Below are 22,425 nucleotides of genomic sequence, written 5' to 3'. Positions count from 1 at the left end.
AGTGTGTGTCAGCCGGTCGCGGTCTCGCCGCGCGACGCCGTCGTCCCGCCGGCCTGAGCCGTCGCGGCGGGGGGCACGCCGGTGCCCGTCGCCGGCGACACGCCGACCCCGCCGAAGACGGCGTGCATGCCGCCGTCGGCGTGCACCACCTGCCCCGTGGTGTGCCGGGACAGGTCCGACAGCAGGAACAGGACCGCGCCGACGACACGCGCCGGGTCGGCGCGGTCCCAGCCCAGCGGGGCCCACCGCTCGTACTGGTCGGCCAGCTCGGCGAAGGTGCGCACCCCGCGCGCCGACACGGTCTCGACCGGGCCGGCGGCGACCAGGTTGACCCGGATGCCGGACGGCCCGAGGTGCAGCGCGAGGTAGCGGGCGACGGCCTCCAGCGCCGACTTGTAGACCCCCATCCAGCCGTAGCCGGGCAGGGCGCGGGTGGAGTCGACGGTCAGGCCGACGGCCGCGCCGCCGCCCGGGGCGCGCGCGAGCAGCGGCGCGAGCGCGGTGGTGAGCTGCTGGAAGGAGTACGCCGAAGCCCGGAACCCGTCGAGCACGCCGCTGGCCGGCGCGCTGACGAAGCCCGGGCCCAGCGCGTCGGGCGGCGCGGCGGCGATGCTGTGCAGCACGCCGTCGAGCTGCCCCCAGCGGCTCTCGATCTGCTCGGCCAGGGACGCGACGCTCTCGTCGGACATGACGTCCAGGTCGAGCACCTCGGCCGGGGACGGCAGCAGGTCGGCCACCTTGCGGGTGATGCGGGCCACCCGACCGAATGAGGTCAGGACGACCTCGCAGCCCTCCCGTTGCAGGGCCGCCGCCACGTGCCAGGCGATCGACTCGTTGTTGAGGACGCCGGTGACGAGGTAGCGGCGCTTGTCCAGGCTGAGCAGGGAGGTCAATGTGACGCGCCCGCGACGATCCGCGTGACGAGTTGCCCGATGGTGACGTCGGCCAGCTCGCTGCGCGGGATCTCCACCTTGAACTCCTTGACGACCATGGCCATCAGGTCGGCGACGTCCAGCGAGTCGATGTCGAGCTGGTCGAACTTGGCGTCCGGGGTGATCGCCTCCTCGTCGACGCCGAGGTCGATCAGCTCCACGCGGAGCCGGTCGGCGACGACGGACTCGGTGATCGGGGCAGAGGGGGAAGACATGCGGGGCGCTCCTTCGATCGGATGGGTTGGCTACGCGGCCAGCGGCGCGCGGCGGGCGAAGTTGGCGTGGTGCCGCTGCGCCCAGTACCACTGACGCCAGTAGCTCTCCGCCAGGTCCAGCCAGGTCTCCAGCCGGCCGACGTCGTCGAGGAACCGGTTGGCGCTGACCAGGAGCCAGCTGTAGACGCCCTGGCTGTCGCGGCAGTCGGCGCAGTTGCCGGACGTGCAGCAGAACTGGAGGGTCTGGTAGTCGGCACCGTAGACGGCGAAGCCGTCCAGGACGGGGTTGCCGTTGGCGATCCGGTCGGCGTGGTCGGGGTGCTCGACGCTGATGCTCGGGCAGACGTCGTAGCCGAACTGGCCGCCCCAGTGGCTGCGCCCGGTGATCAGCGTCTCGATGAAGTACGGGTGGCTGACCACGGTCTCCGGGTACTTCTCCTTGATCCGCAGCGCCTCGGCGAGGGTGCGCTGCTCGTTGTCGATCCGCAGTGCGTGGTCGCTGCCGTGGTCGGAGTAGAAGTTGAAGGTGACCTGGTTGCCGTTGTCCTGGATGGCCCGCACCGTCGGCTCGACGTACTGCAGGCCCTCCTCGGACAGCGCGTACACGAAGATGACGCGCGGGTCGTTGCGGTAGTGCCCGAGGGCGGTCTCGAAGAGCCCGGTGAACGCCGACCCGTTCGGGCGGTAGCCGCGCAGGGAGTCGTCGAGCGGGCCGCCGCCGAACAGGCTGATCGCCACCGCGACGTCCTCGAACCCGGCGCGCGGCAGCGGCCGGATCCCGTTGGTGGAGATCGTGACGTACGGGAGCCGCTCGACGAACGGCACGACCCGGTTGAGCACCAGCGTGGGCTCGCCGCCGATGAGCGTCGCCTGGGTGACGCCCCGGGCGACGAGCGAGTCGACGAAGTCGGAGATGACGACGGGGTCCGACGTCTCGGGGACGGCCGCGTCGAAGCCTCCCTCGAAGTACCAGCAGCCCTTGCACCGGATGTTGCACGTGGTGGTCAGGTGGACCTCGGACGCGGTGACCCGCAGGCCCATGTCCCGGACGGCGGCGAGCCGCCCGGCCAGGTCGGGGCGGCCGGCGAGCAGCGCCTGGAGCCGGGCCTTGGCCTCCTTGCGGGAGGGCGGGCGTGGATTGATGGCGACAGGGGTGGGCATGACGCGGTCGTCCCTTCCGTCAGTCCGGTACGACGAGCCCGAGGGAGTGGATGCGGGGCGTGACCGTCTGCAACCACTTCTCCAGGGCCTCGCGGTTGGTCGTCCTGCGCAGGCCGAACCGGACCGCCCGCTTGGAGCGCTCGGAGTCCGGCGTGCCGAAGAGGCCCTGGAACACCGGCCACAGGCGGTTGAGGCCCGCCTGGAGCTGCTCGCGGCCCTCGTCGGTGGTGGCCAGGTTGCGGCAGACCCGCGCGCCGTGCGCGATGTGGATCTTCTCGTCCAGGATGATCGTGCGGACGGCGTCGGCCCAGGGCTTGTAGCTGCTCTCGGCGAACTCCCTGATCATCAGCAGGGCGCTCTCCTCGCCGATGTAGGAGTAGATCCCGCGCTCGGCCCACGTGGTGCACTGGTGCAGGCGCTTGTCGGAGAAGAGCCGCCGCTCCTCGATCGTCTGCTCCTCCATGTAGGTCGTGTCGATGCCGATCTCGGCGAGGACCCGCTTGCCGATCTTGTAGTGGTCGTACTCCTCCGCCGCCCGCTCGGCGCACACCTGGCGCTCCTCGGCGTTGGGGGCCAGCGGGATGAACATCATGGTGTAGTCGTCGCCGCCGGAGAGCTCGCCCTCCGTATTGATCATGACCTGGCTGATGAGCGCCTTCTGGTACGCCCGGGGCATGCGCTTGAACTCTTCGGGGGTGCGCACCACGACTTCCTCGTCGTCGAGGATCTCGACTGACATGACAAACCACCTCCTGTCGACTAAAGCCCGAATGGTGCCGGCCGGAAAGAAAGGGATCTGCCGCACCGTTACGGCATTCCCGCCTAATCGCGTGGAGTTCTGGTGGCCCGAATCAGGTCCGGGTCGGGGAAAGACTGTCGACGGCCAGCCGCTGCACTTCCGGCCGCTGGATCTTCCCGAGCGGGGTACGGGGGAAGGCGTCGACGCCGATCTCCTTGAGCGCGACGAACCTGCGGGGCACCTTGAACGGGCTCAGGAACCGCAGCAGCGTCGCGCGCCAGGCGTCGTCGTCGGCGACGGCACCGGGCAGCAGCGTGTAGACGAGGATCAGCTCCACGCCCGTGACCGGGTGCGGCAGCGCCGCGACGACGGCGTCCTCGACGCCCGCCAGGTGGGGCACCGCGTTCTCGATCTCGGCGGGGTAGACGTTCTCGCCGCTGACGATGACCATGCTGTCGATCCGGTCGACGATGGACAGCTCGCCGCGCTCGTCGAGGTGCCCCAGGTCGCCGCTGCGCACCCAGCCGTCGTCGAGCCGCTTCGCGGTGAGCTCCGGCGCGGCCTCGTAGCGGGTGAAGATGCTCGGGCCGCTGAGCAGGACCTCGCCGTTCTCGCCCGCCGGGACGTCCCGCCCGTCCGGGCCGACCACGCGCACCCGGGCGAACGGCACGGGCAGCCCGGCGCTGCGGGGCTCCCCCGGCCGGCGGTCGCGCGGCTCCACCGTCGTCAGGGAGGTCATCTCCGTCATGCCGTAGACCTGGTAGACGCCGATGCCGAAGGTGTCCTCGAAGCGGTGGATCAGCTCGGGGCCGAGCGCCGAGCCCCCGGCGAGGACGCCCTTGAGGCTGCCGGTCGCCGGCCGCTCCGGCCGCTCCACCAGGTTGGCCAGGTAGGCGTTGACGACCAGCGTCCAGGTCGGGCGGTGCCGGTCGACGTAGTGCCAGAACCGCACCAGCGCCGTCTCGGAGCGCACGCAGACCGACCGGCCGCCGCTCCACAGCGGGGTGAGCGTCGGGAACCCCTGCCCGCCGGCGTGGAACAGCGGGACGACGTTGAGGAAGACGTCGTCGGGGCCCGCGTCGGCCCACTTCACCATGGCCAGCGAGTTGGCGAGCAGGCTGCGGTGCGACAGCACGACGCCCTTGGGGACCCCGGTCGAGCCGGAGGTGTAGACGATCTCCGCGTCGCCCGCCCCGCCGTCGCGGGGGGCGGTCAGTTCCCCCTGGTACGCCGCGCCGCGCGCCAGCACGTCGGCCAGGAGGGCCTCGGCGTCGTCCACGGCGACCCGGCGGGGCCCCGGGCCGATCTTCGCGGTGACCGGCGTGGGGGCGAGCACCAGTGCGGGCGCGCAGTGCGCGAGCAGCGCGTCCAGCTCTCCCGGCCCCGACTTCGGGTTGAGCGGCACGAGGACGCGCTGCGCGGCGATGACGCCGATGAACAGCAGCGCCGTCAGCGAGGAGTTGTGCATGACCACCGCCACCCGGCCGCCCGGCGGCACCCCGTGCTCGTCGAGCAGTGCGGCGCAGCCCCGGGTGAAGGTCAGGACGTCGGCGAAGCTCGCCGTCCGGCCGCCCGGCTCGGCGGGGACCAGGTACGGGCGGTCGCCGTGGCGCTCGGCGGCGGCGCGGACGAGGTCGAGCAGGTTCGTGGTGACCGCGAGATCCGGCTCGTCCAACGGACTAGGCATGTGTGCTGTCGCTGCCGGCGGTCGCCCCCACCAGGTCACAGAGGCGGTTCACCGTGGGGTTGTCGAAGATGACGTCGACGACGTCGACCCCGTAGGCCGTCTCGACGCGGGTCACGATCTCCACCGCCGCGACCGAGTCCATGCCCAGCGCGACGAGGTCCTCGTCCGGCCCGAGGGTGGAACGGTTCAGCACGTCGGCGCAGATGGATGTCATCTTCAGTTGCAAATCGGTCATAGTCACTGAAGCGGTCTCCATGTCAATGTGATTCCACGGGCCACCGCGACCTTGCAGCAGCGAGCGAATCCCTCGCTTGGGAACTCGTCGGGACCATACCGAGGGGGCCTGACGCTGTCCAGAAGGGACATCGATTCGTCCCACCACCTGCGACGTCCGGATATCTGCGCCACAAATTCGTTTACATATATGTACCATCGGCCGCATGGGGGGAAAGGGCCGGCCGAAGGCCGAGCTGATGCTGAGCGAGGAGGAGCGGGCACGGCTGGCGCGGGGCGCGCGGGCCGCCCGCTCGACACAGGCGTACGCGCTGCGTTGCCGGATCGTGCTGGCCTGCGCCGACGGGGCCAGCAACGCGGAGGTCGCGGCCCGGTTCGGCGTGTCGCCGCCGACCGTGGGCAAGTGGCGGTCCCGGTTCGTGGCGCGCGGGCTGCCGGGCCTCGCCGACGCACCGCGCGCCGGTCGGCCCCCGGCGATCGGGCCGGGCCGGGTGGAGCAGGTGGTGGCCGCCACCCTGGGTTCGCAGCCGGAGCGGGCGGCCCGCTGGTCCCGGGCGTCGATGGCCGCGCACAGCGGGCTGTCCGCCTCGACGGTCGGCCGGATCTGGCGGCGGTTCGACCTGCGGCCGCACGTCCAGGACGGGCACCGGCTCGCCGCCGACCCGCGGTTCGTGGCGCGGGTCGTCGGCGTCGTCGGCCTCTATCGGCATCCGCCGGGGCGGGCGGTGGTGCTGTGCACGGCCGACGCTCCGCCGGCACGGGGGCCCGGGTGGAGCCGGCCGACGAGCGTGCCGACCCCCCGCACGCCGGCCGGCGGGGCCGCGACGGGGCGCGGGGGGAACCGGTCCGCCGAGTACCGCAGGTTCCTCCTCGCCGTCGACCGGGCGGTGCCGGCCGCACTGGACGTGCACGTCATCTGCGACGACGCCGCCGTGCAGGGATCGGCGGCGGTGCGGGCCTGGCTGGCCCGCCATCCCCGCTTCCACGTCCACCTCACGCCGGCCGGCCGGTCGTGGGTGGAACAGGCCGAGCGGTGGTTCGCCCTGCTCGGCGAGGAGTTGCCGGCCTGGGCGGGCGCCGGGGGCGGGGCCGGCACCGACAGCCGAACCTGGATGACGCAGCCCCGCACCTGGTGGCGGGCCCCCGAGGAGGTCCGCCGCCCGCTCGCTGGGCATCGTGGACGGACACCCGGACATCGTGAACGGACTTCGGGCGCGGAGCCGCCGCCCGACGGGCCTCAGGGCTTGCGGGCCACCCCGCCGACGATGGTGTGGTAGGTGGCGGTCTGCTTGGGGTCCTCCTCGCCGTCCGGGTGCCACTCCGCCAGCGGGACCAGCCCGGGCGGCAGCAGCTCCAGGTCACCGAAGAAGCCCATGATCTCCTCGCGGGTGCGCCACCGGCCGGTGCCGAGGGTCGCGTTGAACACCTTCTCCACCGCGCGCGCCCGCTCCGAGACCTCCGGCTGGGCGTCGCCCGGATCGTGGAAGTGGGAGATGGCCAGGTAGCTGCCGGAGGGCAGGGCGGCGACGAGCCGCCGGGCGACGCCGGCGGGGTCGTCCTCGTCGTTGAGGTGGTGCAGGATCGCCAGGAGCAGCAGGCCGACCGGCTGGTCGAAGTCGATCAGCTTGCGTTCGGTGAGCTGCGCCAGCAGCTCCTCGGGCCGGCGGGCGTCACCCCCGAGCACGGTGGTGGTGCGGGCGTCGGCGAGCAGGGCCCGGCCGTGGGCGAGGGCCATCGGGTCGTTGTCCACATAGACCACCCGAGCGTTCGGGTCCACCTCGTGGGCGATCTCGTGCACGTTGCCCTGGGTGGGCAGCCCGGAGCCGATGTCGAGGAACTGCCGGATGCCGGCCTCGGCCGCGAGGAATCTGACCGATCGACGGAGGAAGGCCCGGCAGGCCAGCCCCGCCTCGGGACCGTCCGGCGTGATCTGCATGGCCATCTGGGCGGCCTGCCGGTCGACCGCGAAGTTGTCCTTGCCGCCTAGGTAGTAGTCGTAGACCCGGGCAATGCTGGGCCGGGTGGTGTCGACGCCCGGAGGCGCCACATTTTCGCTGGTCAACGCTTCGACCCCTCCGTACACGGCCATGGTCGCTCACAGACTGGCGGGGAGACCACACACGACACCCATGGCTGCCGAACCGACGCCGGCCCACGAAAGTTGAGACCGGATGTGCCCTGAGGGTAGATGAGCAACCCTGAAACGTCGATTCCACCCACGACAGTCCGGACGGCCGGGGCGCAGAAGTTGCCCACCTCGACGGCAACCCATTGAAGCGTGGCGATATTACCGGGCCATTTCGCTGAACTCAAGCACTGCGGCCCACCGCGCCCCACATGGGAAGTTGGCGGCAACGAAATCATGCGGATCGATGGATTAGGACTTATGCTGCCCGATGTCCCCATCGTGCCCGACGGGCTCGCCCCGCCACCACCGGAGCCACTCGGCGGATCCGTCGCCGCACCACCCCGCGCCCGCCATCGGCGGCGGGCCCTCGCCGATCGGAGCCCCCGATGGTCCCGACTCCCACACTCGCCGCGCTGGCCAGCCTCTGCCTCGCCCTGCCCGCCGCCGTCCCGGTGGGCGCCGCCGCCTCGCCCCCGCAGATTCTTCGCGCCGGCCATGTGAGCGCTCACACCACGACCGCGCTGGCCGGGCCACCCGGGGCCCCGCCCGGCGTCTGCCCGTCCGGCGCCAGCTACGGCCCGCCGCTGCCGGCGACCTCGGTCACGGCGGCGAAGATCCGGGGCGGCTTCTCGTTCCTCGAAGGGCCCGTCTGGCTCGCCGACCGGGGCTACCTGCTGGTGTCCGACATGGGCGCGGCCACCGGGCCGGAGCGGGTCCAGCCGTCGACCATCCGCCGCTTCACCCCGCCGGCGACCTTCGACACGTTCCTCGCCAACTCCGGCAGCAACGGGCTCGCCCTCAGCCCCGACGGGCGGCAGCTCGTCGCCGCCACACACGACCAGCGCAGCGTCTCGTCGTACCGGATCGACGACCTGACCCGCGGCGTGGTCGCCGCCAACTACCAGGGCCGGGCGTTCAACTCGCCGAACGACGTGGCGGTCCGCTCCGACGGCGTCGTCTACTTCACCGACCCCAACTTCCAGCGCGGGGCCCGCGCCGACCAGATGAGCGGGCGCACCAGCGTGTTCCGCGTCTCCGGCGGCCAGGTGTCGCTCGTCGACGACGCGCTGCGCCAGCCCAACGGCATCGCGCTCTCCCCGGACGGCGCGACGCTCTACGTGGGCGCCTACGGCGAGAACAAGATCTACAAGTACGCCGTCGCACCCGACGGCAGCACCGGCCCCCGCAGCGTCTTCGTCAACTACGTCGGCGGCCCGGACGGCGCCACGATCGACTGCGCCGGCAACGTGTACTGGGCGTCGGGCTTCGACGGCCTGGTCCACGTCTACTCGCCCACTGGCGTCGAGCTCGGCACCGTCCGCTCCGGCTCCACGGGCACCACCAACGTGGCGTTCGGCGGGTCCGACCGGCGGACCCTCTACGTCACCTCCGGCCCGACGAACGACTCCGGGCTCTACAGCGTGCGGCTGAACGTGCCCGGCTACCCGTACTGACCGCCAGGATCCACCGGAAGGGACGAATCACGTGCCAACCCGCCCCCTCGCCACCCTCGCACTGCTGACCAGCGCCTGCACCGTCCTGGCAGGTGCACCCGCCATCGCCGCGCCACCGCCGGCCGGCGGGTCGACGGCCGCAGCCGCCCGGTCCGCGGCCGACACCAGGCCGCCCACCCCGCCGACGAACCTGCGCAGCAGCAGGCTGACCTGCCAGTCCGTCACGCTCACCTGGTCCGCGTCCCGCGACGACGTCGGCGTCGCGAGCTACGACGTCTACCACGACGGGCAGCTCGTCACCTCCGTCGGCGGCAGCACGCTGACCGCCACGCTCACCGTCGCGCAGGGCGTCACCTGGGGCTGGTACGTCAACGCCCGGGACGCCGCCGGCAACGTGTCGCAGGCCAGCGCCACGCTCACCGTCACGCCACCGTTCTGCCAGGTCGACACGTCCCGGCCCAGCACGCCGACCAACCTCGCCGCCACCGCCAACGGCACCGACGTGCGCCTGACCTGGTCGGCCGCCACCGACAACGTCGCCGTCACCCGGTACGACGTCCTGCGCGGCGGCACGACCGTCGGCTCCGTCACCGGCACGGCCACCAACCCGCCCGCCACCACGTTCACCGACACCGGGCTGGCGGCGAACACCCAGTTCAGCTACACCGTCGTCGCCCGCGACGCCCAGGGCAACGCCTCGACGGCGAGCGCCCCGGTGACCGTACGCACCGGCTCGGCCTGCACGAGCGCGGTCTGCGGCACGACGGTGGTCACCACCGAGCGGGACCTGCCGTGGGGGCTGGTGCAGCTCGCCGACGGCACCGTCCTCTACGGGCGGCGCGACCTGTTCGACGTCGTCGCCATGAACCCCGACGGCACCAACAAGCGCAGCATCGGCTCGGTGCCGAACGCCGCCGGCACCAACGGCGAGGGCGGCGTCCTCGGGCTGGCCGTGGCGTCGACCTTCGCCACCGACCGGTGGCTGTACATCTACCACACCACGGCGACCGACAACCGGATCGTCCGCATGCGCTACGACGGCACGCTCCAGACCAGCAGCCTCCAGGTGCTGGTGACCGGCATCCCGCGCAACAAGTACCACAACGGCGGTCGGCTGCGCTTCGGCCCCGACGGGATGCTCTACGCCGCCACCGGCGACGGGCAGACCCCGGACCGCGCCCAGGACGTCAACGACCTGGCCGGCAAGGTGCTGCGGATCCGCCCCGACGGCAGCGTGCCCGCGGACAACCCGTTCGGCAACCAGGTGTGGAGCTACGGCCACCGCAACCCGCAGGGGCTGGCGTTCGACTCCCGGGGCCGCCTCTTCGAGCAGGAGTTCGGCAACAACGTCATGGACGAGACCAACATCATCGTCCGGGGCGGCAACTACGGGTGGCCGGCCTGCGAGGGCACGGTCGGCGACTGCGCCAACCCCAACTACCTCGCACCGGTACGCACGTACCCCGTCGCCGAGGCCTCGTGCAGCGGCCTCGCCATCGTCCGCGACGTGGTGTACCTCGCCTGCCTGCGCGGCAACCGGATGTACCGGGAGGTGATCAGCGGCGACACCCTCACCGACGTGCAGCAGTACTTCGTCGGCACCTACAGCCGCCTGCGCACCGTCGAGCCGACCATCGACGGGAACCTGTGGCTGACGACGAGCACCGGCGGCGACAAGGACAGCGTCCCGAACAACAGCAACGAGCGGATCCTCAAGGTGACGCTCGGCGGCTAGCCCCACCCCACCACCATCCCCGTTCCACCAGATCGGAGCCCATGTCCGTGAAGCGTCTACTCAGGGCGGTGGCGGCCCTCGCGGTCGTGCCACTGCTCGCCATGACGGTGCTGATGGCCGCGCAGCCGGCCTCGGCGGCGGCCCTGACCCAGGTCACCAACTTCGGCAACAACCCCAGCGGCCTCAACATGTACCTCTACGTGCCCGACAACGTCGCGCCCAGGCCGGCGCTGCTGGTGCTGATCCACTACTGCGGCGGCTCCGGACCGGCGATCTTCAACGGCAACGGCCGCGACTACGTCACCGCCGCCGACCGGTACGGCTACATCATCGTGCTGCCCGAGGTCACGCGCAGCAGCAAGTGCTTCGACGTCTACTCGCCGCAGGGGCTGCGGCGCGGGGGCGGGAGCGACTCCGACGGCATCATCTCCATGGTCAACTATGCGAAGCAGCGGCACAACGTCGACCCCGCCCGGGTCGTCGTCAGCGGCTTCTCCTCCGGGGCGATGATGACCAACGTGATGGCCGCCGAGTATCCGGACGTGTTCGCCGCCGGTTCGGCGTTCAGCGGGGTCCCCGCCACCTGCTTCGCGACCGGCAGCAGCACCAACACCTGGAACGGCCAGTGCGCCGGTGGGCAGATCACCAAGACCGGCCAGCAGTGGGGCGACGCCGCCCGCGCCATGTACCCCGGCTACACCGGCCGGTACCCCCGGATGCAGTTCCTGCACGGGACCACCGACACCACCCTGTCGTACGTCAACTTCGGTGAAGAAATCAAGCAGTGGACCAACCTGCACGGGTTGAGCCAGACGCCGGCGTTCACCGACCGCCCGCAGTCGAACTGGACCCGCACCCGGTACGGCGACACGGGAACCCGGGCGACGGTCGAGGGCATCAGCATCAGCGGCGTCGGGCACGAGCTGCCGCAGGCCGGTCAGATCGCGTACTCGATCGCCTTCCTCGGCCTCGACGGCACCACCACCACGCCGACCCCGACCCCGACGACCCCGACCCCGACGACCCCGCCGCCGGCGGCCGGGGTGACGGTTGTCGGCACCCAGTCGGGCCGTTGCCTGGACGTGCCGACCAACGGCGGCAACGGCGTCCAGATCCAGCTGTGGGACTGCCACGGTGCCACCCAGCAGCGCTGGACCTACACGGCGGGCAGGCAGCTCACGGTCAACGGCACCAAGTGCCTGGACGCCAGTGGCGCCGGCACCAGCAACGGCACTCCGGTGATCATCTGGGACTGCCACGGCGGCACTAACCAGCAGTGGAACGTCAACGCCGACGGCACCATCACCAACGCCCAGTCCGGGCTCTGCCTGGACGCCAGCGGGTTGGGCACCGCCAACGGCACGAAGATCATCCTCTGGTCCTGCAGCGGCCAGGCCAACCAGCGCTGGACGCTGCGGGCCTGATCCACGCGCCGCAGTCGGCCGCCCGGGCGCTCGGGCCCGGCCGGCCTGACGCCGGGCCGGGCAGGCCCCGGCGGGTGGCACGGGCGGGGCGGGGTCGCGTCGACTCCGCCCCGCTAGCCCGGCCGCAGGCACGGATCGGTGACCGGGTAGGACGGGCTCTGCGCGGTGCGGCCGTCGGCGGCGGTCGCCCGCACCGTCCAGGTCAGGGCCGACGCGCGGAGCTGGCCCACGCTCGCCCGCGCCGACGTCCCGTCCACGGTCATGGCCCGGCTCGACGCGGTCCCACCGGACGCGGTCCAGCGCACCTGGGCCGCGTCGATCGCGGCGCTGCCGGTGGCCTGCACGACCAGGGCGTAGGTGTCCGCCCCGCAGCGCACGTGCGCGCTCGCCCGCACCGTGAACGCCGTGGCCAGCTTCGGCGTGCCCGTCGGCCGGGGCGCGACCGGCGACCCGGTCGGCGAAGCCGTCGGTCCGGGCCCGGAGCCCGGTCCGGCGACCGGACCGGCAGCGCCGGGCGGCGGCGCACCGGGCGGGACCGCACCGGTTGACGTACCGCCGGTGCCGTCCGGCTCGGGTCCCCGCCCCGCCGGAGCCCCGGAGCCACCGGGCGCGGCGGCGTCGGTCGGGCCCGCCGAGCCCGCCGACCCCACCGGGGGCGTCGCCGTTCCGTCGGCCGCCGCGCCGGAGGTCGCCGCCACCCGGTCCGCAGCCGGACGACCGGGCCCGAGCGCCCAGGTGCCGGCCGCGACGAGCAACACCAGCAGCCCGGCGCTCGCCGCCAACCGACGCCGCCGCCGGGACCGCGACGCCGTACGCGGAGCCTCCGCCCCGGCCCGCGGAGCCGCCGCGCCGCCCCCGACCAACGCGGTGGCGGGCCCGGCGGCGGGCCGCTCCGCCGACCTCGCGGTGTGCCCGCCCCCCTCCGACGCCGCGCCCTCCGCCGGCCCGCCGTCGGGCGACCCCGGCCACACCGAGTCGGCCAGTCTCGGCCACACCGTGTCCGCGACGACCAGGAACCCCGGAGCCGTGTACGCGGAGAGCAGCGCCGCCGGGTTGAGCTGCTCGCGCCGGAGCAGCCCGCAGGTGGCGCAGCCGTCGATGTGCCGGGCGACCCGCTTGCGCAGGGTCGGGGTCAGCCGCCCCTGCCAGCCGTCGAGCACACCGGCGAGGGCCGGGCAGTCCCGGGACCCGCTGCGGGCGACGAGCAGCGCGCCGAGCGCCCGTTCGAGCTGCGAACGGGCCCGGGACAGCCGGGCGTGGGCGTGGTTGGTGGGCACCCCGAGAGCCGCGCCGATGTCGACGGAGGACAGATCGTGACGGATCGCCAGGTGCACCACCTCGCGGTCGCCCGGGTTGAGCGCCGCCGCCGCGCTGTGCACGAGCTCACGCACCTGGTCGGCGTTGACCCCGGCGGCCGGGTCGACGGTGTCGGCGACCGGGTCGCCCGCCTCCTCCAGCGCGGAGGAGCGGGACCGCTCCCGCAACTGCCGGAGGCATTCGTTGCGCACGATCGCGTACAGCCAGGGCCGCAGCCGGTCGGGGTCACGGAGCTGGTCGATGCGCCCGCTGGCGATCAGGAACGCGTCGTGGACGACGTCCGCGGCGGCCTCCGGCTCGCGCACCAGCACCCGCGCGTACGTGTAGAGCCGGTCGGCGTACCGCCGGTACATGCCCTCCAGACCGGCCCGGTCGCCCCGGCGCACCGCCTCGACGAGCGCCCTGTCGTCCTGTGCCGCCGTGTCCATCCGTGCCCCCACCGCTCTCCGACCGGTCCAGTAGAACGGAAAAGATAAATCCCGGTGCGTTTCTGTTGGCATGCCGACCCGTCCACGCTCCCACCGGTGTCAGCGCACCGCCGACACCGAGGAGACGCTCATGACACCGACACCCGCCAGCCGCCCTACCGCCGCCGTACCGCGCCGGTTCCTGGCCGCCGCGGTGGCGGCGGCGCTCGCCGCAGGCATGGTCACGAACACCGGGGCGGCCGCCGTCGCGGCGCCGGCGCCAACCACCACCACCGCCGCGCCGGCACCCGCCGGCTCGGCCGCGACGCCCGGCGGCACCGGCAGCGAACCGCTGGCCTTCCGGATCGACCCGGGGCTGCCCGCTCCCCGGCTGCCGATCGACCCCGTCGGCCGGCTCGGCACCGACCGGCAGCTCGGCGTGGTGGCCGGGCCGGACGGTTCGCCCGCCGGCCTGGTGCTCGACGAGGTGATGGTGCGGGTCGCCGACCAGGCCGAGTTGGACGCCTTCCTGACCCGCTGGGGCGGTCAGGTGCTCGACTCGTTCGCGCCGGACGAGCAGGGGCAGGACCACCTGGTCCGGGTGGACGCCGACCGCGCAGACCCCACCAAGCTGGTCGAGGACCTGCGGGCCGCCGAGCCGGGCCAGTCCGGGGCCTACCGGGTCGGCGACGAGCGGGCGCTGCGGCTGCTCGCGCTCGCCGCCGCCGAGTGGCGGGCGGGGACCGAGCTGGTCCTCGACTGGCTGGTGGAGCCGACCGGCATCGTCGACGGCGAGGTCTACGAGGCCCCCGACATCACCAACAACGTCTTCGACTGGATGTTCATGGAGTACGGCGGCGCGATGGACATCGGGGTCGCGCCGGCCTGGCAGCTGCTGGAGGCCAAGGGCAAGCTGACCAAGCAGGTGAAGTACCTGGTGCAGGACGGCGGGTTCCAGTCCAACCCCGACTTCCCGACCAAGGTGTCCCTGCACTCGGTCGAGTGGGGCAAGACCAACACCAACGACTGCACGGGCGGCAATCCCTGCCCGTGGCACGCCACGGACGTGGTGCTCGCCGCGATGGGCCGGGTCGACAACGGCTACGGCACCGCCGGGCCGGCCGGGCCGGTGGTCGACGAGCTGGTCGCCGTGCGCAACGGCATCGACTACTGGACGGTGCTGCGCCGGCTGGAGAAGGCCGCCGAGGCGAGCCACCCGGACGTGGTCAACCTCAGCTTCACCCGGGACGTGAACCTCGGCAAGTCCCACGCCAGCAAGTGGACCGACCGGCGGATGAAGCACGTCCGCGACACGGGCGCACTGATCGTCTCGTCCGCCGGCAACGACGCCGTGAACATCGACGGCGACACCCTCTACGTGCCGTGCGAGAGCACCCACGTCATGTGCGTGGGCGGCATGAGGACGGACGCGACGCTGGCGAACAAGTCGAACTACGGCACCAGCGACCTGACCACCTCGGTGGAGATCTACGGCCCCTACTGCGTCATGGGACTCAAGGACCCCGGTAAGCCGGCCGTCAACGAGACCCGGTCCGACGCCTGCGGCACGAGCGTCGCCGCGCCGTTCGTGGGTGGCGTCGCCGCGCTGGTGATGGCCGCCGACCCGAGCCTGACCGCCGCGCAGGTCCGGGACATCCTCAACGACACCGCGCACGTCGGCGGGCTCGGTGCCCACGTGACGGGCAGCCAGCGCCGCATCGACGCCCTGGCCGCCGTCGCCAAGGCACTGGGGGTCAAGGTCGACAAGCCCGCGGTGAGCATCAGCGCGCCGACGACCGGTCAGCACGTCGGGGTGGGCCAGTCGGTCGACCTGTGGGGCAAGGCGACCGACTTCCTCGGCAAGCAGCTCCCGATCACCTGGATCAGCAGCCTCGACGGCGTGCTGGGCCACGAGTCGCAGACGTTCGTGCCGTCGTTGTCGCCCGGCACCCACGTCATCACCGCCAAGGCCACCGACGGCCTCGGGCGCACCGGCTCGGCGACCGTCTCCGTCACGGTGGTGGACAGCCCGACGACCGCGGCCATCGTCTCGCCGCCGGTCGGGTTGACGATCGCCCCGGGACAGTCGGTCAGCCTGGTGGGCACCTCCAACGACCCGGACGCGTTCGGGCCGGTGCCCGACGCCGAGGCGTCCTGGACGGTCCGGCGGGGCGGGACGGTGGTCCACCAGCAGACCGGGCACCTGGCCCTCCTGCCGGCCAGCAAGGTCACGGCGGGGTCGTACACGGCGACGTTCACGGCCGGCGGCGCGAGCGCGCAGCGCAGCTTTACGGTCACCGCGCTGCTGGCCGGGCAGAACCGGCCGACCGCCACGATCACCAAGCCGGCGGCGGCGCTGGACCTGTCGGTGATCGACGGCAAGCCGAAGGTCGTCGCGTTCGCCGGCACGGCCACCGACGTGGAGGACGGCGCGGTCGCCGGGACCCGCTACCGGTGGACCGCCTACGGCGACGGCGGCGTCAAGAAGGTGCTCTGCCAGGGCAGCGCGGTGCCCACCGGCGGCCCGGTCGACGACATCGTCCTGCCGAAGAGCTGCGCCGGCTTCAGCGCGGAGCTGGGCCTGGGCGCGGGCAATGTCACCACCTGGTCGGTGTGGCTGGAGGTCTTCGACTCGGCCGGGCTGGTCGGCGTGGACTCCGTGCCGGTGCGGATCCAGGTGGCCACGCCCTGACCCGGGCGTCCGTCGGTCACCGGGGCCCGGCCGTTCGGCCGGGCCCTCCCGGCTGGGCAGCCTCCGGTGGGCCGCGGAACCCGGCATGCCTTGGGCACTCCCCGTGATGAGCGCGGGGCCGCGCACCCTGCGGCCAGTCGACCTGACTCTTCGTGATTCTCCTCCGGCCCCCACCGATGCCCTCGACCGCTTTGCTCTGCACCCATCGGCGCAGCACCTCGCCCGACCAGCGCTCGCACCAGAGCACCGACGATCAAGGCCGCGACGGCCGATGACTCTACGTGGCTGTTGCGCAGGTGGGTGCAGAGCAAAGGGAGCCCGGTGGGGTGGGCCGTCGAGCGAGACGGCGACTCTACGTCACCGATCGGCGCTCGGGAGGGAGCGACCGCAGGAGATGGCGATGCCCGCGGCACGGTCCTTCGTCGCGGCGCGGACGGGGTGGCATGATCCCGGGAGTGACCAGCGGTGCCGCCGAAGCCCAGCGCCTGCGTGACCTCGCGCGGCTGCGGCGGGTCCGCGACCGGATCGACCGGGACTACGCCCAGCCGCTGGACGTGGAGGCGCTCGCCCGGGGGGCGAACATGTCGGCCGGCCACCTCAGCCGCCAGTTCCGCCTCGCCTACGGCGAGTCGCCGTACTCCTACCTGATGACGCGACGCATCGAGCGCGCGATGGCGCTGTTGCGCCGCGGCGACCTCAGCGTCACCGAGGTCTGTTTCGCGGTCGGCTGCGCGTCGTTGGGCACCTTCAGCACCCGCTTCACCGAGCTGGTGGGGATGCCGCCCAGCACCTACCGGCAGCGCGCGGCGCTCAGCACCGTGGGGCTGCCGGCCTGCGTGTCGAAGCAGGTGACCAGGCCCGTCCGGGACGCTCCCCGGCACCAGGCGACCTGACCAGGGGGAACCCGATCACCAGCCGCCCTGGAAGAAGGCCAGGAGCGCCGGCGCCGGGTCCGCCGCAGTGGTCGCGTTCGCCACCGCCAGTGCGACCGCCGGCAGCAGCAACAGCGCCGAGAGAAGGCCGTACGCCGCGAGCACCTGCCGCTTCCGAGCGGGGCGGGTCGCCGCGAATCTCCGCCAGGCCAGCACGCTCGTGGCGACGAGGACGACCGCCACGACGGCGGCCGTCCCGGCCATCGCCTCGTGATACCAGGAGAAGTCGTCGATCATGAGGTCGAGGGCGGGCGAGCTGCTGCCGCCGGTGCCGCCCGACTCGGCCAGTCCCTGCTCGACCTGGGTCAGGGTGTCGGCGAGGTCCGCGTCGGTCACGCCTTCGGTCAGCATCGGCAGCAACGAGGCGAAGGGCGCGACGGCACCCTGGACGTTGGCCATCACCATCGCCAACGAGAACGGCGCGAGCACCGCGACGAGGACGCCGGCCGCCGCGAGGGCGGCCCGCTTCCCCGCCCCGAGACCGCCGGTCGTCACGAACGCCCTGGCGAGACGAAAGCCGAGGGCGACCAGCACGGTCAGCAACAGCGCGGCGAGCACGGCCTTGACCAGGTGGTAGCGGGACCAGTAGTCGACCACCCGCGCCAGGTCCGGGGGAAGGTCCCGGTCGCCGGAGCGCCAGTATGCGACGAACGCCGCCCGCAGGGCCTCGCTGAGGTCGCGCCTGTCGACGATGCCACCCGCCCGGTCCGCCGTCAGCGCGGGCGGGGCGACGACGAAGGCGACGACCAGGGCCGCGGCGAGTACGCCGAGCGCGGCGATGACCCGGCCGGAGGCGCCCGCCGGGCGCGGCGGGGCAGCGGAACTGATCACGAGGGCTCCCTGGATCGATCGAGTGGGTGAGCGGGGCCCGCCGTCCCGGTCGTGGGTCACGGTCGACCCCGCAGGTACGTGAGGACGGCGAGGACCCGCCGGTTCGTGTCGTCGCTGACCGGCAGGCGCAACTTGGCGAGGACGTTGCCGATGTGCTTGCCCACGCCGGCCTCGGTCAGGGTGAGCATGCGGGCGATCGCGGCGTTGGAGTGGCCCTCGGCGACCAACGCCAGCACCTCGCGCTCCCGGGGCGAGAGGTGCTCGATCGGGTCTCGGCCCCGCAGCATCAGCTGACGCACCACCTCGGGATCGACGACCGTGCCGCCCTCGGCCACCCGCCGAAGCATGTCGGCGAACTCGGCGACGTCGGCCACCCGATCCTTGAGCAGATAGCCGATGGCCCGGCCCTGGCCCGAGCCGAGCAGCTCGCCGGCGTAGCTGTGCTGCACGTACTGGCTGAGCGCCACCACGGCGAGGTCGGGGCGCGCTGCGCGGAGGGCCACGGCGGCCCGCAGCCCCTCGTCGGTGAAGCCCGGCGGCATGCGGACATCGGTGACGACGAGGTCGGGGGCGGTCTGTTCCACCGCCGTCACCAGGGCGGCGGCGTCACCGACGGCGGCGACGACGTCGAAGCCGAACCGGGAGAGCAGCCCGACCAGCCCCTCGCGCAGCAGGACCGAGTCCTCGGCGATCACGACGCGCACGGCAACTCCACCCGCAGGGTCGTCGGCCCGCCGGGCGGGCTGGAGATGAGCAGCCGACCGCCGGCTGCGGCCGCCCGGTCGGCGAGGCCCGTGATGCCCGACCCGCGCGACGGGTCGGCGCCGCCGTGCCCGTCGTCGCGCACCTGGACCGTCAGCATGACGCCGGATCGTCGGGCGGCGACGGTGGCCTCGGTGGCGGCGGCGTGCTTCACGGCGTTGGCGAGCGCCTCCGACACGGCGGCGTAGGCCACCGTCTCCACCGCCGGCGGGAACCGACCCGGGTCGACGTCGACGTGGACCCGGAGGGGGCTGCCGGCGGCGAGCTCCTCGATCGCAGCCCGCAGCCCGAGCTCGCGCAGCGTCTGTGGGCTGATGCCCCGGATCAGGTCGCGGAGTTCCGCCATCAGGGTCTTTGCGTGGTCGTGCGCCGAGGCCACCGCGACCGCCGCGGGCGAGCCGCTCGGCAGGTCGAGCCTGGCGAGGCCGAGCTGCATGGTCAGGCTCACCAGCCGCTGCTGGGCGACGTCGTGCAGGTCACGCTCGATGCGGTGCCGCTCGGCGTCGAACGCGTCGGCCAGCCGCGCCCGGGACCGGGTCACCTCGACCAGTTCGGCTGCGGCCGGGTCGGGCTCGCAGCACAGCAGCAGCCGGGCGAGCGCGGCGTGCCCGCCGCCGAACGCCGAGGTCAGATAGAGCACCGCCGGGATCAGCACCAGCCCCAGGACGGCGCGGCTGACCGCGCTGCCCGTCGACTCCATGGTGACCAGCCGGTAGTGCACCGCGATCGGGGTGGAGACGACGAGCAGGCCGGCGAGGCCCAGCACGCCGAGCCACACCGGCGCGACGATGCCGAGGAGCAGCAGATAGGCCACGGAACGCCAGGTGGCCGGGTCGGTGTAGAGGTTGCCGCTTCGACGCGCCACCGCCGGGGCGTCGTCGGCCAGCCGCAACCGCCACCGCTCGATGCCGGCCACGGCGGTGGCCAGCCTCGGCACCGTCAGCGCGAGCAGGCCCACCCCGACCAGGCTGAGCACCACCGCGACCGACACGTAGGTGCCGGCCCACCAGTGTGGCGCCGCCTCGACCGCCCGCGCCCCTTCCGTCCTCAGCACCCCGATGGCCAGGGCCAGCGGAGCCAGCGGGACGGAGAGCACGAGCCAGAGCAGACCCGAGGCCACGGCCGTGGTCAGGGTGTAGGCGATCCCGCGCCACGGCCACGTCGACAGGAGGAAACCAGGCCGCATCACCGCCCTGAGCAGCGTGGTCGTCGACGTCATGCGCCCAAGCTAGCCAAGGGGACCGGTGCGAACCAGGACGCTGGACCGAGTCTTCGGGTGGGGCTGGCCCTACCCGGCGAGCAGGCCGTCGATCTGGCCCAGGGCCTCGCGGAGGCCCTCCTCCATGCCCATGTTCACCATCCGCTCGAGCTGCTCGGCGTCGACGAAGCTGCTGACCAGCGTCAGTCGGGTGCGCGTACCGTCGGCCGTCAGCGTCGCGACGGCGTGGGTCGGCCGGTCGGTGTCGGTCGGAGTGCCGTGCTCGTCCGAGAAGCCGTCGTCGAACTCCAGCCGGTGCGGCGCGTCGAGGGCGGTGATCCGCCACCAGCCGCGCGCCTTCTCGCCCTCCGGGCCGGTCATGTAGTAGTGGGACCAGCCCCCCACCACGAAGTCGTGCTGCTCGAACGTGGCCGGCCAGGTCGGCGGCCCCCACCACCGCTCCAGCTGGCGGGCGTCCGCCCACACCTGCCACACACGCTCGATCCCGGCGTCGAACTCGGCGACGAAGGTCAGCGTCAACGCCTCGGCGTCCTTCTGGATGCTCGTCACGGGCATGGTTCGGTTCCCTCTCAGTCTTCGGCGATCAGCTGGTCGATGCGGGCCACACGTTCCCGCCAGATCTCCTCGTACGCGTCGAGGAGCCTGGCGGCCCGGCGGAGCACGGTCATGTCCGCGTGCACGAGCTGCTCCCTCCCCCGCCGCTCCTTCGTCACGAGCGAGGCTCTTTCGAGCACCGCGACGTGCTTCTGCACGGCCGCGAAGCTCATCGGGTAGTGCCGGGCGAGCGCCGAGACGGACTCCGCGTGGCGGATCACCCGGGCGACGATGTCGCGCCGGGTGGCGTCCGCGAGGGCGTGGAAGACGCGGTCGGCATGCTCCCCGCTCACCATTTCTACAACCATATGGTTGTACGTTAGCGGCGGCCGGCGGGCGGCGCAAGCGACTCGGTGGCGCCGGGCCGGCCCACCACGAACGGCCGGTCCACCACGGACGGGGCCGATCACGCCTCTGTTAGGGTCGATTTCGTGGTAAACCTCGACGTCATCACCGACCGGTCGGATCCGGCCGTGCAGCGGATCGCCGACGTCACCAAACCCTCGCGGTCCGTCGTCCGCACCGTGCTCATCGAGGACGCCGAGCCGCTGGTCGAGTGCATCCGCGCCGGGCTTGAGTTCATCGAGGTCTACGGGGTGGAGACCACCCCACTGCCCGGCGAGGTGCTCGCGGCCTGCCGGCAGCGGGAGATCCCGGTCCGCCTGGTCGGGGCACCGATCATGAACGACCTGTTCAAGACGGACAAGAAGCCCAAGGCGTTCGGGATCGCCCGGGTCCCGAGGCCGTGGAGCTTCGACGAGTTGGCCCGCACGACCGGCGACATCATCGTCCTGGACGGCGTGAAGATCGTCGGCAACATCGGCGCCATCGTGCGCACGTCCTTCGCGCTCGGCGCCGGCGGCATCGTGCTCGTGGACAGCGACCTCACCACCATCGCGGACCGACGCCTGGTCCGGGCCAGCCGGGGCTACGTCTTCTCGCTCCCGATCGTGCTCGCGTCGCGCGCCGACGCCATCGCCCACTTCCGGCGCACCGGCGTCCCCCTGGTCGCCTTCGACACCGAGGGCGACCTCGCGGTCGGCGACCTGCGCGACGCCGACGAGCAGCTCGCGCTCCTGCTCGGCAGCGAGAAGACCGGCACGTCGAGCTCCTTCGAGAGCATCGCCAGCCACTCGGTGTCGATCCCCATCAACCCGGCCGCGGAGTCGCTGAACGTCTCCGTCTGCGCCGGGATCGCGCTCTACGAGCGGTCCCACTGGAACCTCGCCGACCGGCGGCGCGCGCCGCAGCCGCCCCGGGCCGAGCGGCCGGCTGCGGGGCGCGGCTCCGGGCGTCCCACGCGACCGGCCTACCCGGGCCGCCGGAGCCGCTGACCCGACCCGCGCGCTACCTCCCGCCCGGCACCTGGTCCTTGATCTCGTCGTAGCCGACCTTCCCGGGCGCCGCGGTGGGGGCGTAGATCACGCGGAGCACACCCGTCGGATACGCCTCCGTCGCCGTCACCCTCAGGTGGTACGGCGCGTCCCCCTCGTCGAACAGCCTGCGCCCCTTGCGCGCCGCCACCGGATGCACCAGCAGGCGCAGCTCGTCGACCAGCCCTGCGGCGAGCAGTTGCTGCACCACGGAGATCGAGCCGGGGATGAGAACGCCCCGGATGCCGGCGTCGGCCCTGAGCGAGGCGGCAGCCTCCAGGAGATCGCCGTCGACCAGCTCGGAGTTGCGCCACGAGAACTCCAACGGCTGGCGCGAGACGACCACCTTGCGCATGTCCCCGAGCTGCTTGGCGAACGGCGCGTCGTCCCCACCGGCGGCCTCGCGGTCGGGCCAGGCCCCGGCGAAGCTGTCGTAGGTCTCGCGGCCGATGAGCAGCACGTCGGCGGCGTCGTAGTCCTCGCCGACGGCGCGGCCCATGTTCTCGTCGAAGTACGGCATGTGCCAGTCGGGATCGATCTCGGCCACCCCGTCGGCCGAGATGAAGAGCGTGGAGATGACCTTCGCCAT

At 72.8% G+C, this 22,425-nt stretch carries 21 protein-coding genes; 7 read left to right on the top strand and 14 right to left on the bottom strand.

Annotated elements, in window-relative coordinates; genetic code table 11:
* Window positions 1-8: 8 nt before the first annotated feature.
* The 6 genes from LPA42_RS07425 to LPA42_RS07400 form a co-directional block, all read right to left on the bottom strand.
* Entirely contained in the window at window positions 9-893 is an 885-nt protein-coding gene (locus tag LPA42_RS07425) for an SDR family oxidoreductase (RefSeq protein WP_228986437.1), read from the bottom strand.
* Window positions 890-1,147: an acyl carrier protein gene (locus LPA42_RS07420; RefSeq protein ID WP_043960761.1), complete on the bottom strand. Its 258-nt coding sequence runs from the start codon at window positions 1,145-1,147 to the stop codon at window positions 890-892. The genes LPA42_RS07425 and LPA42_RS07420 overlap by 4 nt, the downstream gene beginning before the upstream one ends.
* A gap of 30 nt (window positions 1,148-1,177) precedes the next feature.
* A complete protein-coding gene (locus tag LPA42_RS07415; protein WP_077935114.1) occupies window positions 1,178-2,308 on the bottom strand; it encodes a radical SAM protein in 1,131 nt (376 codons plus the stop codon).
* Between the two features lie 19 nt (window positions 2,309-2,327).
* Window positions 2,328-3,047, bottom strand: coding sequence for a Phenylacetic acid catabolic protein (locus LPA42_RS07410; RefSeq protein WP_176734421.1), 720 nt, complete (start codon window positions 3,045-3,047; stop codon window positions 2,328-2,330).
* A 112-nt stretch (window positions 3,048-3,159) separates the two neighbouring features.
* Window positions 3,160-4,734 (bottom strand): class I adenylate-forming enzyme family protein, encoded by a 1,575-nt coding sequence (locus LPA42_RS07405; RefSeq protein ID WP_077935115.1) that lies wholly within the window; start codon window positions 4,732-4,734, stop codon window positions 3,160-3,162.
* Window positions 4,727-4,948, bottom strand: a complete 222-nt coding sequence (locus LPA42_RS07400) for an acyl carrier protein (RefSeq protein ID WP_158229347.1) — start codon at window positions 4,946-4,948, stop codon at window positions 4,727-4,729. The genes LPA42_RS07405 and LPA42_RS07400 overlap by 8 nt, the downstream gene beginning before the upstream one ends.
* 226 nt (window positions 4,949-5,174) lie before the next feature.
* Between LPA42_RS07400 and LPA42_RS07395 the strand changes: the two genes are divergently transcribed.
* Window positions 5,175-6,245, top strand: a complete 1,071-nt coding sequence (locus tag LPA42_RS07395) for an IS630 family transposase (protein WP_077935117.1) — start codon at window positions 5,175-5,177, stop codon at window positions 6,243-6,245.
* On the opposite strand, the gene LPA42_RS07390 is transcribed toward LPA42_RS07395, so the two are convergent.
* Window positions 6,206-7,030, bottom strand: coding sequence for an SAM-dependent methyltransferase (locus LPA42_RS07390; protein WP_077935145.1), 825 nt, complete (start codon window positions 7,028-7,030; stop codon window positions 6,206-6,208). The two genes, LPA42_RS07395 and LPA42_RS07390, sit on opposite strands and share 40 nt — an antisense overlap.
* 452 nt (window positions 7,031-7,482) lie before the next feature.
* Here LPA42_RS07390 and LPA42_RS07385 point away from each other — a divergent pair, with 452 nt between their 5' ends.
* The 3 genes from LPA42_RS07385 to LPA42_RS07375 are packed head-to-tail and all read left to right on the top strand — an operon-like array spanning window position 7,483 to window position 11,709.
* The gene (locus LPA42_RS07385) at window positions 7,483-8,550 is read left to right on the top strand and encodes an SMP-30/gluconolactonase/LRE family protein (RefSeq protein ID WP_052503547.1); all 1,068 of its coding nucleotides are present in this window, start codon (window positions 7,483-7,485) and stop codon (window positions 8,548-8,550) included.
* A gap of 31 nt (window positions 8,551-8,581) precedes the next feature.
* The gene (locus tag LPA42_RS07380; protein WP_077935118.1) at window positions 8,582-10,285 is read left to right on the top strand and encodes a PQQ-dependent sugar dehydrogenase; all 1,704 of its coding nucleotides are present in this window, start codon (window positions 8,582-8,584) and stop codon (window positions 10,283-10,285) included.
* 41 nt (window positions 10,286-10,326) lie between these two features.
* Window positions 10,327-11,709: a PHB depolymerase family esterase gene (locus LPA42_RS07375; RefSeq protein ID WP_228986436.1), complete on the top strand. Its 1,383-nt coding sequence runs from the start codon at window positions 10,327-10,329 to the stop codon at window positions 11,707-11,709.
* Between the two features lie 113 nt (window positions 11,710-11,822).
* Here LPA42_RS07375 and LPA42_RS07370 read toward each other — a convergent pair whose 3' ends face one another.
* Window positions 11,823-13,454, bottom strand: a complete 1,632-nt coding sequence (locus LPA42_RS07370) for a sigma-70 family RNA polymerase sigma factor (protein ID WP_158229348.1) — start codon at window positions 13,452-13,454, stop codon at window positions 11,823-11,825.
* A 130-nt stretch (window positions 13,455-13,584) separates the two neighbouring features.
* Between LPA42_RS07370 and LPA42_RS07365 the strand changes: the two genes are divergently transcribed.
* Together LPA42_RS07365 and LPA42_RS07360 are read left to right on the top strand one after the other, a co-directional pair.
* Window positions 13,585-16,125, top strand: coding sequence for a S8/S53 family peptidase (locus LPA42_RS07365; RefSeq protein WP_077935121.1), 2,541 nt, complete (start codon window positions 13,585-13,587; stop codon window positions 16,123-16,125).
* A 455-nt stretch (window positions 16,126-16,580) separates the two neighbouring features.
* Window positions 16,581-17,018, top strand: coding sequence for a helix-turn-helix transcriptional regulator (locus tag LPA42_RS07360; protein WP_077935122.1), 438 nt, complete (start codon window positions 16,581-16,583; stop codon window positions 17,016-17,018).
* A 15-nt stretch (window positions 17,019-17,033) separates the two neighbouring features.
* On the opposite strand, the gene LPA42_RS07355 is transcribed toward LPA42_RS07360, so the two are convergent.
* The 5 genes from LPA42_RS07355 to LPA42_RS07335 all read right to left on the bottom strand — a co-directional run bounded on the left by LPA42_RS07355 (window position 17,034) and on the right by LPA42_RS07335 (window position 20,759).
* The gene (locus LPA42_RS07355) at window positions 17,034-17,888 is read right to left on the bottom strand and encodes a hypothetical protein (protein WP_077935123.1); all 855 of its coding nucleotides are present in this window, start codon (window positions 17,886-17,888) and stop codon (window positions 17,034-17,036) included.
* A 56-nt stretch (window positions 17,889-17,944) separates the two neighbouring features.
* Window positions 17,945-18,592, bottom strand: coding sequence for a response regulator transcription factor (locus LPA42_RS07350; RefSeq protein ID WP_077935124.1), 648 nt, complete (start codon window positions 18,590-18,592; stop codon window positions 17,945-17,947).
* On the bottom strand, window positions 18,580-19,869 hold the full coding sequence (locus tag LPA42_RS07345) for a histidine kinase (protein WP_077935125.1): 1,290 nt from the start codon (window positions 19,867-19,869) through the stop codon (window positions 18,580-18,582). The genes LPA42_RS07350 and LPA42_RS07345 overlap by 13 nt, the downstream gene beginning before the upstream one ends.
* Window positions 19,870-19,938: 69 nt before the next feature.
* Complete coding sequence (locus tag LPA42_RS07340) at window positions 19,939-20,424, bottom strand: SRPBCC domain-containing protein (protein WP_077935126.1); 486 nt, start codon at window positions 20,422-20,424, stop codon at window positions 19,939-19,941.
* Window positions 20,425-20,438: 14 nt separating this feature from the next.
* Window positions 20,439-20,759: a helix-turn-helix domain-containing protein gene (locus tag LPA42_RS07335; protein ID WP_228986435.1), complete on the bottom strand. Its 321-nt coding sequence runs from the start codon at window positions 20,757-20,759 to the stop codon at window positions 20,439-20,441.
* 135 nt (window positions 20,760-20,894) lie between these two features.
* Between LPA42_RS07335 and nshR the strand changes: the two genes are divergently transcribed.
* Window positions 20,895-21,797 carry an NshR/TsnR family 23S rRNA methyltransferase gene (gene nshR / locus LPA42_RS07330; RefSeq protein WP_077935128.1) on the top strand — a complete coding sequence of 301 codons (903 nt, stop codon included), beginning with the start codon at window positions 20,895-20,897 and terminating at the stop codon, window positions 21,795-21,797.
* 13 nt (window positions 21,798-21,810) lie between these two features.
* On the opposite strand, the gene LPA42_RS07325 is transcribed toward nshR, so the two are convergent.
* On the bottom strand, window positions 21,811-22,425 hold the full coding sequence (locus tag LPA42_RS07325; RefSeq protein WP_077935129.1) for a dihydrofolate reductase family protein: 615 nt from the start codon (window positions 22,423-22,425) through the stop codon (window positions 21,811-21,813).

The organism is Micromonospora sp. DH13 (genome assembly GCF_020873825.1).
GTDB lineage: Bacteria > Actinomycetota > Actinomycetes > Mycobacteriales > Micromonosporaceae > Micromonospora > Micromonospora haikouensis.
This window is presented reverse-complemented; position numbering and strand designations above follow the sequence as displayed.